At 45.0% G+C, this 19,468-nt stretch carries 16 protein-coding genes and 1 tRNA gene; 9 read left to right on the top strand and 8 right to left on the bottom strand.

The genetic code is table 11. The features are described from left to right. Positions 1-871: 871 nt before the first annotated feature. The 3 genes from ACYQ2L_RS05855 to ACYQ2L_RS05865 form a co-directional block, all read right to left on the bottom strand. On the bottom strand, positions 872-1,057 hold the full coding sequence (locus tag ACYQ2L_RS05855) for a hypothetical protein (protein WP_460052451.1): 186 nt from the start codon (positions 1,055-1,057) through the stop codon (positions 872-874). A 148-nt stretch (positions 1,058-1,205) separates the two neighbouring features. Beyond that, complete coding sequence (locus ACYQ2L_RS05860) at positions 1,206-3,230, bottom strand: AAA family ATPase (RefSeq protein ID WP_460052456.1); 2,025 nt, start codon at positions 3,228-3,230, stop codon at positions 1,206-1,208. Further along, positions 3,223-3,420 carry a helix-turn-helix domain-containing protein gene (locus ACYQ2L_RS05865; RefSeq protein WP_460052459.1) on the bottom strand — a complete coding sequence of 66 codons (198 nt, stop codon included), beginning with the start codon at positions 3,418-3,420 and terminating at the stop codon, positions 3,223-3,225. The genes ACYQ2L_RS05860 and ACYQ2L_RS05865 overlap by 8 nt, the downstream gene beginning before the upstream one ends. A gap of 329 nt (positions 3,421-3,749) precedes the next feature. Between ACYQ2L_RS05865 and ACYQ2L_RS05870 the strand changes: the two genes are divergently transcribed. From ACYQ2L_RS05870 to ACYQ2L_RS05880, 3 genes are all read left to right on the top strand, one after another. Beyond that, positions 3,750-3,843 (top strand) — tRNA-Gly (locus ACYQ2L_RS05870). A gap of 145 nt (positions 3,844-3,988) precedes the next feature. Further along, a complete protein-coding gene (locus tag ACYQ2L_RS05875; protein WP_460052464.1) occupies positions 3,989-4,180 on the top strand; it encodes a YjfB family protein in 192 nt (63 codons plus the stop codon). 197 nt (positions 4,181-4,377) lie between these two features. Further along, positions 4,378-7,881, top strand: a complete 3,504-nt coding sequence (locus ACYQ2L_RS05880) for a PPi-type phosphoenolpyruvate carboxykinase family protein (protein ID WP_460052467.1) — start codon at positions 4,378-4,380, stop codon at positions 7,879-7,881. Positions 7,882-7,898: 17 nt separating this feature from the next. Here ACYQ2L_RS05880 and ACYQ2L_RS05885 read toward each other — a convergent pair whose 3' ends face one another. Next, the gene (locus ACYQ2L_RS05885; RefSeq protein ID WP_460052470.1) at positions 7,899-9,011 is read right to left on the bottom strand and encodes a CobW family GTP-binding protein; all 1,113 of its coding nucleotides are present in this window, start codon (positions 9,009-9,011) and stop codon (positions 7,899-7,901) included. An 85-nt stretch (positions 9,012-9,096) separates the two neighbouring features. Here ACYQ2L_RS05885 and cyaB point away from each other — a divergent pair, with 85 nt between their 5' ends. After that, positions 9,097-9,618 carry a class IV adenylate cyclase gene (gene cyaB / locus ACYQ2L_RS05890; RefSeq protein WP_460052473.1) on the top strand — a complete coding sequence of 174 codons (522 nt, stop codon included), beginning with the start codon at positions 9,097-9,099 and terminating at the stop codon, positions 9,616-9,618. Positions 9,619-9,623: 5 nt separating this feature from the next. On the opposite strand, the gene ACYQ2L_RS05895 is transcribed toward cyaB, so the two are convergent. Beyond that, positions 9,624-10,601 (bottom strand): DUF6765 family protein, encoded by a 978-nt coding sequence (locus ACYQ2L_RS05895; protein ID WP_460052476.1) that lies wholly within the window; start codon positions 10,599-10,601, stop codon positions 9,624-9,626. A 62-nt stretch (positions 10,602-10,663) separates the two neighbouring features. Between ACYQ2L_RS05895 and ACYQ2L_RS05900 the strand changes: the two genes are divergently transcribed. Beyond that, positions 10,664-11,251 (top strand): MarC family protein, encoded by a 588-nt coding sequence (locus ACYQ2L_RS05900; protein ID WP_460052479.1) that lies wholly within the window; start codon positions 10,664-10,666, stop codon positions 11,249-11,251. On the opposite strand, the gene ACYQ2L_RS05905 is transcribed toward ACYQ2L_RS05900, so the two are convergent. Then, positions 11,236-13,281, bottom strand: a complete 2,046-nt coding sequence (locus ACYQ2L_RS05905) for a putative bifunctional diguanylate cyclase/phosphodiesterase (RefSeq protein WP_460052483.1) — start codon at positions 13,279-13,281, stop codon at positions 11,236-11,238. The genes ACYQ2L_RS05900 and ACYQ2L_RS05905 overlap by 16 nt on opposite strands. 50 nt (positions 13,282-13,331) lie before the next feature. Further along, the gene (locus tag ACYQ2L_RS05910; RefSeq protein WP_460052486.1) at positions 13,332-15,098 is read right to left on the bottom strand and encodes a DUF255 domain-containing protein; all 1,767 of its coding nucleotides are present in this window, start codon (positions 15,096-15,098) and stop codon (positions 13,332-13,334) included. Positions 15,099-15,231: 133 nt separating this feature from the next. Between ACYQ2L_RS05910 and ACYQ2L_RS05915 the strand changes: the two genes are divergently transcribed. The 4 genes from ACYQ2L_RS05915 to ACYQ2L_RS05930 all read left to right on the top strand — a co-directional run bounded on the left by ACYQ2L_RS05915 (position 15,232) and on the right by ACYQ2L_RS05930 (position 18,367). Next, positions 15,232-15,741: a hypothetical protein gene (locus tag ACYQ2L_RS05915; protein WP_460052489.1), complete on the top strand. Its 510-nt coding sequence runs from the start codon at positions 15,232-15,234 to the stop codon at positions 15,739-15,741. A gap of 105 nt (positions 15,742-15,846) precedes the next feature. After that, on the top strand, positions 15,847-17,250 hold the full coding sequence (locus ACYQ2L_RS05920) for an MFS transporter (RefSeq protein WP_460052493.1): 1,404 nt from the start codon (positions 15,847-15,849) through the stop codon (positions 17,248-17,250). After that, positions 17,247-17,828 carry a macro domain-containing protein gene (locus ACYQ2L_RS05925; RefSeq protein ID WP_460052496.1) on the top strand — a complete coding sequence of 194 codons (582 nt, stop codon included), beginning with the start codon at positions 17,247-17,249 and terminating at the stop codon, positions 17,826-17,828. Before ACYQ2L_RS05920 ends, ACYQ2L_RS05925 begins: the two co-directional genes overlap by 4 nt. Before the next feature lie 77 nt (positions 17,829-17,905). Further along, entirely contained in the window at positions 17,906-18,367 is a 462-nt protein-coding gene (locus ACYQ2L_RS05930; RefSeq protein WP_460052499.1) for a chemotaxis protein CheX, read from the top strand. Between the two features lie 24 nt (positions 18,368-18,391). Here ACYQ2L_RS05930 and ACYQ2L_RS05935 read toward each other — a convergent pair whose 3' ends face one another. After that, entirely contained in the window at positions 18,392-19,411 is a 1,020-nt protein-coding gene (locus tag ACYQ2L_RS05935; RefSeq protein ID WP_460052503.1) for an OmpA family protein, read from the bottom strand. Positions 19,412-19,468 lie beyond the last annotated feature (57 nt).

Below are 19,468 nucleotides of genomic sequence, written 5' to 3' on the forward strand. Positions count from 1 at the left end.
CCCCACCAAGGTGGATAGTATCCACTAAGGGGGTGTTTATTTGACCACCCCTTACACCAAAGGGGGTGTATAGTATGAGCCCCCCTTAAGGGGTACGGAACTATCGTATACCCTTCATATTAGTAAGGGTGAATTATGGTGTCGGAATTACCGACCCCATGCCGACCGGAATACTGTTCCGGTCAGGCTGGTGCAAACATTGTTTGTATCAGGTGTTACTACTGGTTATATCTGACCCCTATACTATAGGTGTCAGGCTGGTATCAGTAATAATGAAGTCAGATATAGATACTATCTATATCTCTATTTCTTCTAACCGTGGTAATAACAGGGTGTCCACAAGACTGGACGCCCTAAGTTTTTTTTAGCTCGTCACCTATGTGCTTACTGAACACATAGCAAGATCATTAATAGTGACCTTGGCGACAAAATGTCGCTGACCACCGACAAAATGTCATAGGCGCAAAATCTGCGTTAGTAAGCGCATTTATTGCGTCCAGGCGAACACGGTTCGGCAGCTGGTGAATATAGTTCGGCATGGTGTATCTACTGCATATAGCATCTGCCTGTAACAATAATACAAGCAGGCTCTGCATATTATGCAGACCCCTGTGCATAATACGTGTATGTTACGGAAATACATTCCGCGACCACGGAACGGCGTTCCGCTACGGACAAAATGACCGCAAGACTTTTCACCAAAACGGGGGTAAAGTCTAACCCCAATAGTATTGGTATTACCACCATATGGTGAAAATTACCCATCTGCGACACTAACCGCGACAAATGACAAAAAAGCCCGTCATATATAATGACAGGCTATAGACTTAGCAATCATAAACACCAGCGTATGATGCTGGTGTAAGCTGTTTTAGTCTTTTTTTGCTGGTGTTTGAAACAATGGATTAGGACAATCAATCATAACATGCTCATCGCCAATATGGATCGTTTTCCAGCCTACTGGTGTAGGCAGCTCACCATTATTAACGGCCTCAATAACCGTATCCCAAAAATCTTTACCATCGTCTGCATCTAATAATTCCCGTAATGTTTTCATAATAATCTCCTTAATTTGTTCCTTGTACTGTACTCGGTACCTGTACCTTGTACCCCCTCTATAGAGGGGGGTACAACCGGTACATCGGTACAAACTCTGTACCAGTGATAAATCTGTACCGGTACAAGCCGGTACAACCGGTACAACCTTAGAATATTTCCAGTTCCTCCACCTCTGGTGTGTTTTGTACCGTTGGTGGCTGTTCGTAGTCGCTTAGGATGAAACCGCCCTCAACCTCTGCAATGTACCCTTTTTTGAATAGATCATCATGGCCATTGTAATACTTTGGCCGTGGGTAACCTTTATCAATCCATAGCTGGATTAGTTTTTCCTTGGTGGTTGGTGTTGCACCACGGATGATATGATCGGACAACGCCCCTGTTTTTTCTGCAGCCGATTCATTGAGTATATCAAGCAATCTCTGCCCGTCTGCCTTTGGTTTTGGCAGCTTTTTACCCTCTGGCTGTTCGTCAGTAGGCACAAGCACGGATTCAAAAAGCTCTTTGCCTTTTTCATCTTCACCAATCAGCACCTTGGTGAATTTCATATTGATAGTATCACCCTGGGTGCCGCGTGCTTTGTTCTTTAGGTTAGTCATGGTACAAACACCATTCTTTGCCATACTCACACTAAACCTATGATCGGCAGCCGCTTTCAACTCACTGCCGCCACGCTCGCGGCCTTTGTCGGCATGGCCGGTATGGTGGATACTAACCACGGTACAACCGACAACGCGCTTAATAGCTTCAACACCCCTAACATATAATCCCATTTGGCTATTAGGATCAGCCGATCCAAGCGCCCTTGCAACGGTATCTATTACAATCACCTTGGGCGGCTCCGGCATATTGCTAATGGTGTCGAGTATTAACTTCTCAACTTGTTTTTCGTTTGTTATTTCAGTAGCGCCAGGCAGTACATGATAAACAAGATCTGCAGGGTCGATGCCGTGGTGAATACAGTTTGCATATATACGCCGCCGGTAGCCTGCATCATCTTCTGGTACAACTGCCAGCACCGCGCCCTTTTGGGTAGGCTTGCCGTTGAACGGCAGCCCTGCAGCAATAGCAAAGGTCATAGATACCACTGCATGAGTTTTACCTTCAAATTGATCGGCGAATATAACACACTCCGATCTTGCGGAAAGTGTATCCTCTATCAATTCATCAATATGCAGTTTCATACCATCCATAAAGTGAACAATCTTTGCACCGCTTGCCCGCTGCTTTGCCTGCTCTATCTTTTCGTGTATTTCACGCTGCAGGCGTATAGGCTCATATTCAATGCGCGCTCGGTCGCGGGCTTCGGCTTTCATGCGTTCCAGCAATTCGGGATTGTCGGTGGTGTCCATTGGTCGACATACCACCCAGCCGGTGGCCGGTATCGCGTGTACTTCGTATTCATGCAGGGTGATGGTGTAGGTGTCGCCGGTTTGTTCATGTTCAGGTTTATTGATTACATAATCATAAGTATAGTCGTCGTCCGTTTTATCATCTTCTGGACGTTCAACGATTGTACCGGCTTCCGGTACGGTGCTACTGTACAATAACCAATCAACCACCTGTAAAGGGTAGTCATAATCATACGCCCCTTTTTCAGTTTGGATCCAACCAGCATAACCGCTTTCACGGTCGCAATGGATCGCCGCTGTATGGCTTTTTTCGTTAGGTTCGCCAACCTTAAAAAAGATTAGCCCCCTGTGCGCTGGTATAGCCTTTGGCTGCTCTGGCATTGGTTCAGGTACAAAATCAGCAAGCGCGCAACTACCATCATATATCTGGTTTATCGTTTCATTTATGCTGACACCTTTTGCGGTTCTGTACTCATAGATATATGATTTATCATAATCTGCCGGATCATCAATAGGGCGGTGCGGCCAAGCCCCTCGTATGATCTGACCACCAATCTTTACTGGGTCAAAAAAGTGCTTTGGTATGGTTCGGTCGGGGTCTACTTCTGGCAGATATTTCATAAGCTGCTCGGCGGTAATATCATTGGGCAGTATTGCAATATCGGCAGCCAGTTCTGCGCTTTGGTCAATGTGGATACCATCTACTTTCACGCTATTGATTGGCGCTGCATTATGGTGTATACTACTACCTATCGAGTTTAGCCGCTCGTCTTTTTCTTCGTAAACCCCGGTTGCCCCCGGGGCTTTTTTTTGCTCAGTCATGTTTAGCTCCTTGTGGTTCTACCTTCTGCGATTCAATCCAGTCATTTATTTCAGACTGCTTGAACAACAATGTTTTTCCGTTTACCTTATAAAAAGGTACCTGCTTGCGATGTGTCCAGCCGTACACTGTACTGGCTTGAACACCCAGCGAGTCAGCCAACTGGCCAACACTTAGAAAATCATTTCTCATAATCTTCTCCTTAATTTGGTGTCTACTTTAGTATACAGTAAAAATCTGTATAGTGCAAGTGTAAAACCAAAGAAAACCGAAAAAAACACTATTTACATGGGGCGTGTTCAGTAGACACCCCCATATATGGTGGTTTGTCTCAATTATGAGTATAAATTGCCGCATACACTGGGCTGGTGATAGTGGTTAGATCAAACCTGCATCACTATATATATAGGCTGGTGATGTTCAAGTGTCGCAAATAGTGTCGCAAACTGCGACACAAGAGGTGTAAAAGTGTCGCGAAACCTGTAAAAACGTGTTAGGCGGTATTGCAATAAATCTATACTGCATCTATAATTAGTGTTAAAAGGTGTATGAAACTGTAAACCTAATTCCCAGCCTTCCAAGCTGGTGATGTCAGTTCGATTCTGATCGGACGCTTATAAGCCCAGAGCATTTATGCCCTGGGCTTTTTTTATATAGCTCGGAATCGAACGTGACGAGCATGCGCTAAGACCTGGAGCGCTGAGGCGCAGGAATTTGCAGATCTGTAAGATTTATAGTATACTAAAGATCAGGAGGCAGTATGAATATTGCAGAAGCATCAACAGCTCTCCACCAGGCGAGGGTTCAGGAACAGGCTGGCATGCAGGTTCAACGTATGGCAATGGATCATGCAGAGCTTCATGCTGATGGTCTCGAGAAACTGTTGGAAGGTGCCGCCTTACAGCCATCAGATGCTCAGCATCTGGGGAACTCCATAAATATCCTGGCGTAATCTTCCTTTCAAAGCTTGTTATTTTGGGGCTGCCCCCTATCGGGCAGCTTTTTTTTCGTAATTTTTCCGACACGTTTAGAAGTTACACGCTATGATTCATTTCCTTGAATCAGCTTGACCAATGAAAACGCAATGACATACAATTAAAATGCATAATTATGCACGCGGTGCATTTCTTTCAAAAAAAAGGAGAAAAAATGGTAAAGACTCAACTCGATACCGGACTGGACAAGAATATTGCTGAGCCTGAGGAGCGTGCACGAATAGAGCGCTATATCAACCTGAAACTTGCGTCTCTTGGCCTTCCTGTGGCCGAGGCGATACAGTCGCAGGATCTTGAAATAGCTCATGACCTCATTGAACACTATATTGAAAAAAATCGACTTCTTGCAGGTTATCAATGCCCTGTCGATGCCCGAATTCAGGCATACCTTGATGATCTTCTTGATGGGGTTTTGTCGGAAAAACCGACGATTCCAACGCAGACTGTCATCCTCGATCGTTATGGAATTGCGCGCACACTTTCATTGCCGCCCGATAAAGATGAATATATTACAGATATAGTAGAAAGTTATCGAGTGAAACAGGGCGTTCTTCATAATCCTAAACATGACCGACGAACTACAAAAGGTTCGTTCCATGTTGCAGAAGGTGGACTACCTGTTCCTCCCGATAAAAAATCTGTTCCACTTGAGGCTTACGGTAGACTTCTGCATAAAGCTTTTGATCCTCCACATGACCTGATGGAACTTCCATTTACTTCCAATCAGGACAATTGTGCGCGGACGCTTGTTTCACTGCTGCTTAAGCCAATGGTAAGTCCTGAAGTTTCGGGTTATTCCAACCGGAAATATATGGAGGTAAGATTTATCGCACCTGGCAACCTTGTCAGTAATCTTGATTTTGTTGAATCCATTTTCGGGAATGCAGGGGATCCGTATCTCCCTGAAAATGATTCCGGAATTGATCCAGAGCACTGGACCGGTCATACCGGTATGGCGGTTCTGGCGCCTCATCTGCTTAAGATGACCAAGAAAGAACTGGGTCTGCCTCATATCAAGGACGCCAATGAACGACAGAAACGTGATGGTATGTGCTGGGAAAAGCCGGATGAGCTCTATAACGGGGGACAACCTTTCAAGATTACAAGCCGGGATGATCGAGGGGTAATTGTTACAATTATCGCCGATAACTATTTTGGGTACTCCAAAAAGGAAGTTAAGGCTCAGATAAGCTATTCTGCAAATCTCAGCGGCATGTATGAAGAAGAACATGCCGGGGGAGCACTGGCCTTCGCAAGCTACAATCTCGGTGTCCGTTTCCTGCCGGATAGTTTGACCAAGACTAATGGTCAGAGGTTCAAGGATGTAGTTCGGGTAATGGGTGACAATATAGACGTTTTTCCTGAGGGATATGCACAGGATAAACACTATCCAGGCGTGTTTTACCTGCCAGAGGATGCAAGGATATATCTGGATAGCCAGGAGGCTGTCTGGAAGCATAAAGGCAAGGAACAGCGTCTGAGGGTCCTTGCAGGGCATGTATATCTGCACCCAAGCGGGTATAAGGTCCGTCTTGAGAAACACCCGGCTACTCCTTCCTGGAGGCTGGTGGGTACTGATGCAGAAGGAGCACTGTGTCATAAACCCTGCACTGTCAGTGGTGGAGGGAAATCTGAAATTTCCAAATCTATATGGGATGCTATCCAGTTTGGACCCATGTTTATAGCCGATTTCGATTCAGATATGGAGCAGGTGGAAAAGATATTCAATTATGATTACACCAAGCGATTCGATCCCGAGACGGATCTTGGTTCTTTGCCTCCTGAAGCCTTTCCAAGGTTCCCCAATGCTGAGAAGGTATTGTCAAAACCCAATGGTCTACTGGATCCGTCAATCAGTCTTGGTTTTGTAATCAATCTTTTAAGTCCATCTTCAGCCTGGAGTGATGAATACAATCAATTTATTGCAACTATCCCGAATAACATTACTGCACTCGTTTTTCTGGTCAAACGCTTTTACCGCCAGAGCTGGGGTGATGACTGGAAAAGTCATTTCAGTGTAGACACAATCAACGGTGTGCCAGGACATGAGATACGCTATGCAGGCCGCAAGCTACAGGGTAGCTACCTGCGTATAGGAAGCAGGGAAGACGGCAGCGGTTGGACCTTTAAACTTCGACAGGACTGTATGCCGGCAGATAAGGTGCAGTGGGAGGATGATATTTCTGCGTCTATTGTGGTGCCTGCAAATCAGATTGAACATCTTAATCCGATATTTACAAATCAAAGCGTCAAATTCGTTGAGAATTGTGAATACCGACTTTTTCAGAGACCTGATGATGCTATACATCGCGGTTATGACAAGCAGACAGAATATGATATGTCCCGTAATGGAAACTTCATCTGTAATTTCGCTCCATTGAAGTCATCAGAAGCCAGGGATATGGTCGAAAATGCTGTTACGTTCACAGATTATACCTCACCAATGCAGAAGTTTATCAAAAAAGCTGCATCCGAGAAGGATGATCGATACTTTGTTGCCAGCAGTCACCCTAGAATCGTTGATGGTTTGCCAACCAAGAATCCACGCTATCTGCAGATGAACCCTAATCTTGTCCGTCCTCGGGATCGCTATCTGGCAGATGTTTCTGTACGACTTGCTCGTCTCGTGCCCTACAATAAACCAGTACATCATCCAGTAAACGCAGTACTGCCAGGCAGGAGGAATAATCCCGTTGATCATAAAGCTGGAATCCGTCCGCTGGCAGTGTATAACCCCATACATTTTCAGGAACTACCTGAGCTGTTTATGGATTTTGTAGCCAGCTTGACCGGAAAGAGTCCCTCTACAACGGGAGCAGGATCTGAAGGTCCTCTGACAAAGGGCCCTTTCAATGCCCTGGTTCCAACAAGTGATCTTAACAATGCTCTACTTAGCTATATCCTGACTGGGTACAATGCCTTTACAACGGCCGCCGGTTACATCGGCCACAAGTTCAAGGTAGACCATGACATCAGCTTGCTGATACCGGAAATCTGGTGCCGAATGACTCCCGATGAACTTGACCCGAAACGTCTTATCTCACTCGGGTACATGGAAGCAATTAGTGATTTTGAGCATAAGGGCAAGAAGGTTCCTGCCTCACGGCTCGGCTATAGAATCACACAGGATTTCTGTAATGCGTATCTTGGTCGTATTTTTGATCACCCGGAGACCGTTTTCAGTGAAGAAATGTTGAAACCCGAGTTGCAGAATCTTGATGATTATGTAGATGGTATTGCTAATATAGTTGAAGCACAGCAGAAAGTAGCACAAAGCTTTCTCGATGACGGTTCTGTAGAGGCTGCTATACCACCGCTCAAGGCTTTGCTCTATATTATGGCAACCGGCAGCTACGAAGGTAAAGATGAACATGATCCTGAGATCCGTAGACTTTTTGATCGTGATTACGTTATTTCTTCTGACTGGTATCAGAATAGACTGGAGCTGCAGCAGAAATCCCGTGTAGACATGTATAACAAACATATTGCATATCTCAAGGATTTTCTGAAACGTGAGCGCCATGAAGACGAGGTGTACAGACTGAAGATTCATGAAAGAATCAGGTTGGCCGAGCAACATCTTGCCCGGGTAAGCAGTTCTGACTTTCTTGATTCCATTCAGGGGACAATCGGACTGGATCCATTATACCGCGCTTAGTATAAAAAAAAAGCGGCTCATTTGAGCCGCTTTTTTTTACTTTTTAATTGTATAAGTTGTTTTCTGAGGGCCTCGTGCATCGGGTCATTCACTACGGGATCAGCGAAGCTGTCAGTCAGTAGAGTTTTGAGTTCACTGAAGATAGCCGCGGTATCAAGGTTTTCGCCTATAAATACCAGTTCCTGTTTACGATCACCGAATTCACCGCCTGCAGATATTATTTCCTCAATCACTGGATCTGCTGGTCTCTTATCCTCTGGAAGACTATGCCACCAGATGCCTTCTATGCCAATTTCAATATGCTTTTCTACGACATCAAAAACCAGAATATATTCAGGAAGAGTATCTATGTAGAAAAAGCCTTTGGCGCGTATAAGTCCAGGGGGAGGGTTTTCAGTAATCTCCTGAAGCCAGTTATAAATTTTCTCTGAATTAAATGGTTTTCTATCGTGAAACACAGCATGTTTCAGTGCAGGGATTTCAGAAGCTTTTACCTGGGCCGGGTTGATTTTCGGTATATGCGGCATAGACTGCAGCAGTTCGTTCAGAGAAATTCTTCCGTATCTTGTCGCGCGTATAGGTGCATCCGAACCGCAGTCGCGGATTAACCGTCTGGCATGCGCCTGCATTCCGCTTCGCTTCATGATCGGAACACGATCGATCTTGTTTAATAGCAGCAGATCAGATGAGCAGAGAGTCTCGCAGATTCCGGGTGTGAGATGATCACTTTCTTCAATCGAAAGCATGTGTCCGGCATCAAGAATCGTTATACTGCCTGCATATCGAAGTCCTTTGATTTCATGGATTCTGCTGTCTGCAATTACTGTACTTAACGGATACGCACCGCTACTCTCGACGATAATTGCATCAAAATGCTGTCTGTCAGTCAATTTTTTCAGGGCTTTGTATACAGAATCGGTTACTGGTTCTATCCATGGCTGTGGAACAGCATCCAGGGTTTCACCTCCCTGAAGGAGCCCCAGATCAATATTGGAATCTGCTAAATCCTGCACTGCTACACCAACTGATCCATGTTTTCTGGAATCAAGTAATGAAGCAATTGTCGTGCTCTTACCGGCCCCTAGAAGTCCGGAGACAAACACTACAGGGATTGTGACTACTGTACTCATAATACTGATCATAGTCGCAGTTTGATTTTCACACAAGGTAAAATTAACTATTGTTTTTATGCTACGCATTGTTTACGCTTGCTCTATGCTGGAAATCGAATTAAAAGCCAGAATAGATAGGCCTGAGCATCTGAATATGCTCCTTGAAACCAAAGCCGAATTTCTTCATTCCTACCGCAAAGAGGATCTGTACTTCAGAATTCAGGATGCTCCGGATATTCGTATTAGAGTGCTCAATGATGGAAGCGGTCTGCTTACACGCAAGACCAAGGAAATTATTGATGGTATCGAAACAAGTATTGAGGATGAAAGCAAGGTTGATAGACCTGAATTCTTTTTTCAGTTATGCAGGGATCTCGAGCTTGAGGTACACTACAGCAAAGTTAAAACCGGGAAAGCATATCGATACAAGGGAATGCTGCTTGAATTCAGTGAAATTCAAGATCTTGGTTGGTATCTGGAAATAGAATGGACCGGGGAGTGCAGTGACGATTCAGAGGTAGAGAGGCAGAGAACAGCGTTACAGATTGCTGCCTCTGACTTCGGAATCACGCCGGAGAATTACGAAAGTCGTCCGTATTCCGAGCTGCTTTTATCCAGAAAATAATTAACTCAGGAGCTTTTTATCATTTCCAGTACTACTGATCGGTGCGCTTTAGCCGCCTCATTCCATTTAAACCAGTGTGATTTGTAGAATCCCGGCGCTGCCTTTGCCTGCACCAGTTTTTGCTTACCGGCCGCGACCTGTATCTCTGTTCCGAACCACCGGATTTTTTCCTGAAGAGCTTCGGTTTTGTCGTTCATAGGGTTATCTAACTGCATGGCTTCATTTCTCCATCCATGCCTTTGACTAGGTGCTATGTCATAGGCTATCCGGTAATCCAGCAAACGCTCTTCAACTGGTTTTTCTCTTCCTGCCGCTCCGATTATTTCTTCGATTGTACTTCTAACCAGTGGCCATCTTTCCCAGTCATTCTTGTTATATGTACAGAGGTAACGGTAGATCATTTCGGCAGCTTCAAAAAAGCGCGATCGATTTGATATTCTGCGCTCAGGTTCAATCAAGCGCTTGTCCTCCCAGGTTTTGTCAAGAATATCAGGCAGCAGTCGATACTGGGCATGTCCAATAGCTGGCAGAACAGAGCCTTCCGGTAGCTGATTGGCTGAATGTCGGAAGGCGCTGAAGTTCTGATGTGCCCATGTATCGGCATAGGCATGCAGTGCGATACCGATGCGGTAGAGGTTGCGTGTTTTCAAGGCCTCAATGAACATTTTCTTTGCAAGGGGAGAGTGAGGAGTAACCGTCATGGGAGCCGGTTTTCCGTCAATCCGAACCTGTGTGGCTTTTTTAGAATCTCCAGGTACAAAGTGAAAGGGAGCCAGTATTTCCCGGTGTGCGTGCTCATTCCAGAATCCGAAATGGTGGGTGCTTATGCTTTTATAGACATTCTGTTCTGTTATCACCCGGATTTGCTGCAGATTTTCATCTGGATACTGAGATGCAATCGCAAGGATTTCAGATGATTCGGCAGAGAATCCGGCTTCAATAGCAAGTATATATATCCAGTAGTAATGGAATTCCCCATTCATTTCTTTACTCCGCAGCTACTATACGTCTTGAAATACAATAGATTCAAGTGTAAAAGGAATGCATGTTTATCAGCACTGCAATCAGCATGTTTTTTCTTCTGACTCCATTTTTTGTACTTTCTACTTTTCTGGCTATGACACAGGATTACATTGCCGGTCAGCGAAGGAAGCTGGCTATAGAGGTTATGATTGGAACAATGATTGTAGGCACCACTATTTTTCTGCTCGGGAATTATATTTTCGAGCTTTTTGGTATTAATCTGCATTCCTTTCGAATGGGAACAGGTATTCTATTGATGCTTTCGGCAATAAGTCTGGTGCAGGGCGGTGACAGTTCCAGAACCCGAGGGCTTGATCGTCAATCAATATCAGTCGTTCCGCTCTCAATTCCAATAACAGTCGGGCCTGCAACCATAGGTTACCTTATGGTTCTGGCAAGTGAATATACTACAACCCGTGAGGCATTAATTACTCTAACTGCATTCTGGCTGGCAGCATCTCTGGTAGGACTCATGTTGTTCGTATCTCCGTGGATAGAGAAAATGCTTGGAAAATCCGGTATCATAATTCTAAGCAAGATTACCGGGCTTATTCTTTCTGCCCTGGCGGCCCAGATGTTTATGCTTGGATTCACTCAATTTGCAGTGTAATATCTGTTTCCTACCGGTTCTGCATGATTCTTGACAAACAGAATAAAGTCCTCAGCCTGAAGAGGCTTACTGTAGAAATATCCTTGAATGCAGATCGGTGCGTTTGCATGCAGAAAACTGACCTGGCCTGCTGATTCAACACCTTCGGCAATCAACTTCATACCGAGACCCCCGACCATCGATATTATCCCGAGAACAAGTGATGCACTCTTGGAGTCATCAGGAAGCTCCAGGAAGAAACTGCGATCTATTTTTACATAATCAACGGGTAGTTCTTTAAGGTAGCTGAGACTTGAAAATCCCGTACCGAAATCATCTATTGCAATAGAGATTCCCAGGGAATGTATGCGATGCAGTATGGCAATAGCTGCTTCTGGATTATCCAGCACGCTGCTTTCTGTTATTTCTATGTGCAGTCTTGAGGGGTTCAACTCATAACGCTGCAGGCATGTGTGTATGTGAGGAACCAGGTCCTCCGATCTGAGCTGTTTGGCAGAGAGATTCACTGCGACCGGAAATTCGGGAAGTCCCAGGTGAGACCAGTAACGTGAAGCCGCACAAGCCTGTTCAATTACCCAATTACCGATGGGAATTATAGTATTGGATTCTTCTGCAATGGGAATAAACTCTACAGGACTTATGCTGCCCAGTTCCTGGTTGTTCCATCGAAGCAGTGCTTCAGCTCCTATAATATGGCCATCTGGGGAAATCTGCGGCTGATAGACGAGATGAAATTCCTGTTCCTTCATGGCCTGACGCAAATTTCTCAGGATTTTCATTCTGCGGATTGCTGTAAGCTGCATCTGTCGGGTATAGAAGCGGTATACACTGCGCTCACTTTTTGCCTCTGAAAGGGCGCTGTCCGCCCGGATCATGAGTTCATCAGCGGTATCTGCATCCTTGGGGTATATGCTGATGCCAATGGTACAACCTAAATACAGGGGATCCTTTTTAATGACGAAGGGCTCCTCCATGGATGCAAGTATTTTCTCTGCAACTACCGCTGCATCAATTGCCTGCTTCAGGTTATGCAGAATTACTGCAAACTCGTCACCTCCGGTACGGAAAAACGAATCCGTAGTACGAATTCTGCTTTTGATTCTTTCGGCAAAGGCCTTCAGGATACCGTCGCCGACATCATGACCGATACCGTCATTAATACGCTTGAAGTGGTCAAGATCGATAATAAGCAGGCCACAGCATTGATCGCTTTCTGATCTCCTGGTAATAGACACAGCTCTTTCGAGCCTTCCATTGAGTGCCTGTCTGTTCAGGAGTCCTGTCAGTTCATCATGGTAAACAAGGAAGCTTAATCGTTCCTGGGTCTTGTTAAGCTCTATATCCTTTCGGATAAACTCAAGTATCACAGCTGCTGCGCTGAAAAAAACCAGAATTGTAAGTGCGACAGGCAGCATACGTACAACTCCATATAGCTCAACAGAAAGACTCAGGCCAGTTAAACTATCTGATATATAAGCAGCAACTATACCTGCGATCCCTGTGAGTATCAGACCGATAAAAGCCCATCGATGTGAACTGGATAACTCCATTGCAAGCAGAAACAAGGCAGAGGTACTTGCAAGAATAACCAGGAAGCGGTCAAGCTGCCAGAGGATCCCTGTCTCGCCTGAAGACCACAGAAGATTGCTTTGTGTTAATGTCCCGATTACGATAATTCCAAGTAATAGTCCAGATGTGCTTAAGCAGAATTTACTGATTGTGCGCTGCCGCGAATCAGGACTCAGTACGTCGCTCACAAATAACAGTAAGAAAAAGATATTTACCGCCGAAATCAGTTTCTGAAAAATAAATATCTGCTCGTACATACCGGTGTTGCCATTTTCTAATATTATAGCGAGGAAAATCTCTGCTACTACATACATAAGAGTGCTTGCTGAAAGCAGTGTCAGCGAGAGGTAACACTTTCGTGATATACGTGTAGCCAGGTAGAGAGCAAGCACCAGACATATCACGCTTACAGACAAAGACATGTACAATGGCATTTCAGGTAATAAGAGCCGTAAACCCATGGGCTGAATTGTAATCCCAGCATCAGCTCACTGCAAGCTTTCTGCCCCGATTATATAGATTTTTCAGTTTTTCTGGCTGGAAGCACCATTGCATTCATTGGAATCCGCATTGTATCTATTTCATGATCAGAATAAATAGCAAGCAGACCGCCTCTGCGGATCATGCTGGAGATATTTATAAAATCCTGTTGAAGTCCTGGGTGATAAGGGCTGCTGCTGTCTAATCTGTTATGTCGTACTTCACGCCGGGCTTCAACCATTTCTATCAGGCCCAGGGTAGAAGGGTAGGGATGATCAAATGAGGATGCCGGCAATGGCAGAAAATCCGGTGAGGATGCTTCCATCCATTTTCTGTCACCTGAATAGAAAGGCATAAGAGTACTGAAGGCGGAGTTATAATACTGCTCCATTGCAAAGGACTGTTCAAATAAATAGTCGGCAAGCAGAGTAAAAGAGGCTGCATCGCGGGCGTAACGGCTGGGCATCAAATCGCTTGTTGAGCTGCTGCTGTGATACAGCCATGATCTCCTGTGCATGGTTCTTTCAAGTGAAAAAAAGATATCGAAAGCTCTGTTGGTCAAATAGGGTATTTTAAGATTCCTTGATGCGATGATAAAGGCAATACCTAAAATGGAATTAACATCTGTCAGAACTGTACTGTCAAGTTCGATTCTAGGTTTTCCCTGCTTAACCAGTCTCATGTGCTCTCTCAAAGCAGCCTGAGCTGAATTCCTGTTATGTAGATTTTTCTTTGCAGTAATGAGGTATCTGTCTATACCCTGGAGCGGGTTGGTAAATTTATATAAATCATTCAGCACAGTTCGCTGTTGATTGCTTATGTGTGCTGCAAGTTCGTCTGCCGACCAGAGTATCCTCCCACCTTCGATTCCTTCGGAAGATGCATCAATGCTGGTGCCGTAGCAGCTGCCAAGTCTGAATTGATTTTCCAGAGAGCGGATTACTCCGAATGCAACTGCTGCATAACCCCTACCCGGAAATCTTCGTTCTGCAAGGCTGTATATCCACAGATTCAGGGCCTGATCAATCAGAAGCTTTTCAAACTGTGGCTGCATCCATTCTCTATCGGTGCAGTACCTGAAAAAACCGCCGTTTATATGGTCATGCAGGCCCCCCATAGCCATTGCATCCAGTGTTTTTGTAAGTATGAAGTCAATTTCACGATCCTGTTTTTCCGGGCATAAATACAGCAGAAAGAGCAGAGTAGAATACGGCGGGTACTGCTGACCATAACCGAACCCACCATGAACCGGGTCGAAATCGCTTTTGATTGCAGCTACAGGATCCTGGCTCGTTTTTGCCTTATGTGAATCCCACTCAACGGTGAACCGGCTTAGCTCACTGCTTCTGAATTTATACAGGCGTAAAGTGTCCTGTATCATGTCAAGGATCTGCCTGGTATTTCTGCCTTCATCGGGACAGGTTTTGCAGAAGGCATGTACAGGTTTAATTTCCGGACTGAGAAACACATGATAGGGGTATGTAATATTTCCCGTACTGGCGAGGAGAAAATCTGCCAGATACTGATCGATATCCGGCCTTTGTTCACGGTCAATCAGAATACAGACACAATTGTTGTTGAGGACAGCCACAATGTCAGGGTCGGTGAATTCTGTAGCCAGTACTTCGTGGCATAGATGGCAGCTCGAATAACCGATAGTAGCGAATATCGGCTTGTTCTGCATTGCAGCAGTTTCTACGGCTTCAAGTGACCATTCCTGCCAGTGTAATGGCTGCCTGGAATGTTGCCTGAGAAAGCGGGATGCAGATGTCTCAAGTGTGTTTCGAGCAGTATCCATACAAACAGCATAAGCAATGCTATGTACAGACTGCAATAGTTAATTAGATGATTTTGTAATTATATACTTGATCCAATATAGAAAATATTATATATTGCACTCTATCCAAAAATATTTATATAGGAGTATTTATATGAAGCACGGAATCTCAATCGATCACGAGACTGCAAAAAGTGGTAATATATTGAGGATGTTGTCGGCTGGTATTGCCGCAGGTATGATAATGGGAGTGTTCGGCTTTTCATTTCATATATTGGGTTGGATGCAGAAGAGTGGAATGTTGATTAATGCCAGCATGGTGCTACCTTCACATCTACTGGATACAGCCTTGATGCCAATCGCAGGTATGACTGTACACATGGTTTTTTCTGCAGCGTTTGCCGTCGTATTCTATATCGGATTTGTTGTATACCGTTACCTTGCTCTACCGGGGAATATCTATCTGCTTGGGTTTCTATATGGCATAGTATTGTTCATTGTAAATGCCGGGATCATTGCTCCAGTAATGAATCTTCATGCACCATTCTGGCAAATGCCTGCTGCCGGAGTGTTGAGCTCGTTTGCCGCCCGTTTGATTTACAGCATGCTCACCGTTCTGTTCCTGCGAAAATGGGTGCTGTTTCCTGAGTTTGCGAAGAAATAACAATCCTGAATCGAAAACAGTAGCGATTGATGCGGGAGTATTCATAGAAGTTTCCAGCCGTAGAAGAGTAGTAGAGCATTCTGCGCTTATGATAACATGAGACACATGAACATCAAGTTTACAAAAAATAACTCAGGCATACCTAGAAATATTGTGTTTGCAGTTGGCATGGCTGGATTACTTATGACTATTCCGGGGCAGACTATTGGTGTCAGTGCTTTTATTGACTACCTCATTGATGCTGTGCAGATCAGCAGAGATCAGATAAGTCTGGCCTATCTTTTCGGCACACTGACTTCGGCTTTTTCACAACCCTATGCCGGAAAGCTCTATGATCGAATCGGAAGCAGAAAAACCGGCTTCATTGCTGCAACAGGACTCGGCCTCAGCCTGCTGACGCTTGTAACAATTCCGCAAATTACAGACGGACTGATATATTTAGGTATAGCCCCTGCTGTGTCAGTCATGATCTGTTTCTGGTTCGGTTTTTTTCTTATACGGTTTTTCGGTCAGGGTTTGTTGACAAACACAAGCCGGAATATGATTTTAAAGTGGTTCGATGATCGAAGGGGATTTGCGAATGCACTGTTAGGTATAGGGCTTCCTGTTGGATTTGCTGCTGCACCAACGGCATTGAATTTTTTGATTATGAATGCCGGCTGGCAAGGTGCCTGGTTCATTTTAGGATTGCTGCTGTTTCCGGTTTTTGCACTGATCGTACTTTTTCTCTATTCTGATCCTCCCGCAATAAACTCGCGGCATCCGGAAAATGACGCAGTTATGCAGGAAGAAATCAGGAATGAATCATACGGTGTAAATACCGCACCCATACCGCTGGTTCTGAAACCTATAGCTGTGTTTCTCAGAAGATTTGGTCTGAGCAGGACGCGGGAGGGTATGAGACCAAGAGTCGATATTTCATTAGCAGAGGCAAGGCGCAGTCTGAGTTTCTGGGTTTTCCTTGGCACCATAAGCCTCTCCAGTCTTCTGAGTACCGGCTTTACATTTCATGTTGTTGCCATTCTTGGTGAGGCAGGTATAGGAAGGGTCCAGGCTCTAGCAATATTTTTGCCGGTGTCTTTCATTCAGATCATCGTACACTCAATAGGCAGTATGGGGAGTGATTTTGCTAAACTGAAATATTTCCTCATAGCTCATTCATTTTCCATGCTTATGATACTGCTTTCCATAGCGTTTCTGAATATTTTGCCAGGTGCATACTGGATGCTGGTACTGTTTTCGGGAATCAGTATTGGTTTGTTTGGTATTAATTCAGCAGTTGTATGGCCGCGCTTCTATGGCCTGAAATACCTGGGGGAGATCAGCGGAATGGCAAGTGCCTGGGTTGTTGCCGGCAGTGCCCTGGGACCTTATCTATTCAGCATGATGTATACATTGAGCGGTAGTTTTCACACTGTGCTGTACGTACTTGGGCCGATCTCACTTATTCTTGGAATCCTGGGGTTCAAAGCTGACAATCCATCAGCCGGTCAGGATAAACAGCAATGAAGGTTGTATATCGTACAAGGTCTGTTTCAGGAGAATTAAAAATAGAACTTGAAGTAATACATACTGATATTTGTACTCTTGCTGTCGATGCTATAGTGAATGCTGCAAACAGTTCCCTTTTGGGGGGCAGCGGAGTAGATGGAGCTATCCACCGTGCTGCTGGTCCTGAACTTCAGGAAGAATGCAGAATGATCGGCGGATGTCCAGTAGGTGAGGCTCGACTCACCAGCGGATATCAATTACCGGCATCACATATTATTCACACGGTCGGCCCGGTCTGGCAGGGAGGCAGTCGGAATGAAGAATCCTTGTTGTATTCCTGTTACATATCCTGTCTTGAGCTCAGCCAGGAGCATAAATTCTTTTCTATTGCATTTCCGGCTATCAGCACTGGTGTTTACAGTTATCCGAAAGAGCTTGCTGCCCGTACAGCACTGACAGCGGTTTTAGACTTCTACAGCAATTACGGCAGGGAAGAAAAATCCACTGAAGATATATTTCCCGGAAAAATAATATTCTGCTCTTTTTCAAAAACAGACAAAGAAATTTTCAGCAGCCTACTTCTTGATTTGAGATGAATAAGTATTCCCGAAAATGATGTCATTTATGCTTGTTTGGTGACTACTCTTGGAGTATCATTGAACCCGGGGGACATATGCAGGCAAAAGCAATTAATCCATTTCTTACAGCAGCCATGAATCTTTTCAGTGAGTCGTTCGGAATAGAAGCCACTCCTGGCGATATCTATGTCGTTGGAGATCAAATCAATCATCGATGGGAAATTTCCGGGGTGTTAGGCGTAACCGGTGACCATCATGGAATTATAGCATTCAGACTTCCACGGGTCCTCGCAAACAAGGTGCTTGATAAATCGGGTGTACAAACCGGCAGTGATCAGGAACGTCGCGAGATGGTAAACGGCATGGTAGGCGAACTTACGAATATAATAGCCGGCAATGCAGCCAATTCTTTTAATGACGGGCATATTGATATTTCTCCCCCGATTGTAGTTCTCGGGGAGAATCATGAAATAAGCTGGCCCAAAATCGGCCCGGTACTGGGTATTCCCTTTCGAACAGCTCATGGGCCTTTCGAGATTGATGTCTGCCTTCAGTAGAGATCTTCTCATGTGTGCTTAAACTCAGTTTTCAGGTTCAGTGCTGATTTTTATTTCAACCCTACGGTTTTCATGCTGCCTTTCACGATCTCTGGTCACTGGATAGTTCGGACCATACCAGGCAGTATCGGCTTTTCCTTCCGGAGTCCATCCTGCATCAGTCAGAAATTCCAGGGTGTTGATAACTCTGAGACGGCTGATCTCAAGCTGTTCTTCGTAGTTTCCATAATCAGCTGTATGTCCCTCAGCGCTGATGCGCACCTGATCACTCTGCTGCAGTTTGTCCGCAAGTGATGTAAGAATTTCCTCGGCATCAGCTGTAATATATGTCTGATTCGGACTGAAATAGATTATATAGATATGATCAAAAACAGGTGCAGGACTAGCCTCCTCAACAATCCCGGATTGTGAATCTGGATCAGCCTCGTCTGTTGTGAGGGCTTGAGGGTCCTTAGGTTCTTCATGCGCTTCAGCGGGCCCTACGGGCTCTACGAGTACTTCCGGTTCAACCTGGCTTTCCTGTGCAGAGGGCCTTTCCTGCGCAGGCGGAGCATCCCTTGTTACTGCAGACTGCAATGCAACTGCGTACTCTGTGTTTCTTCTCATCGGTCTGCCGAGCCCCCGGAAAATTGCTGTTCCTCCTCCAATGAGGACAATGAGAAGCAGTACTGCTGCCAGCGGAATTAACCAGGGTACAGTCCTGTCAGGGCGGATGCTAAGCATGGCCGAGTCAAGTAACTGGTTCTGGTATAGTATATCGATTCTTGCATTTCTATACCCGTCATAGCGGCTTCGGATTGATAGCGATATAGCTTTATCCTGCTCGATGGGCAGGTTTTTCAGATGGAAATGATGCAGAATTTTCAGGGATCGGTATTCCAGATCTGCTGTTTTTCTGATCAGATGGATCTCAACATCAGCCTCTTTCTGGCCTGGGCTGAGAGTCATGAAATGACGTGTACGATCCTGGGCACGATTTAACAGAGACAGACGTGCATAATCATACCTGGGATGGGTAATTTTTACTCCAATACTTGTGTTCATACCAATAGACACAGTATAACCCGGATCGCCCTTTTATTTCCAATGTAAAATTACATG

The sequence above is a fragment of the Spirochaeta dissipatitropha genome (assembly GCF_054657935.1).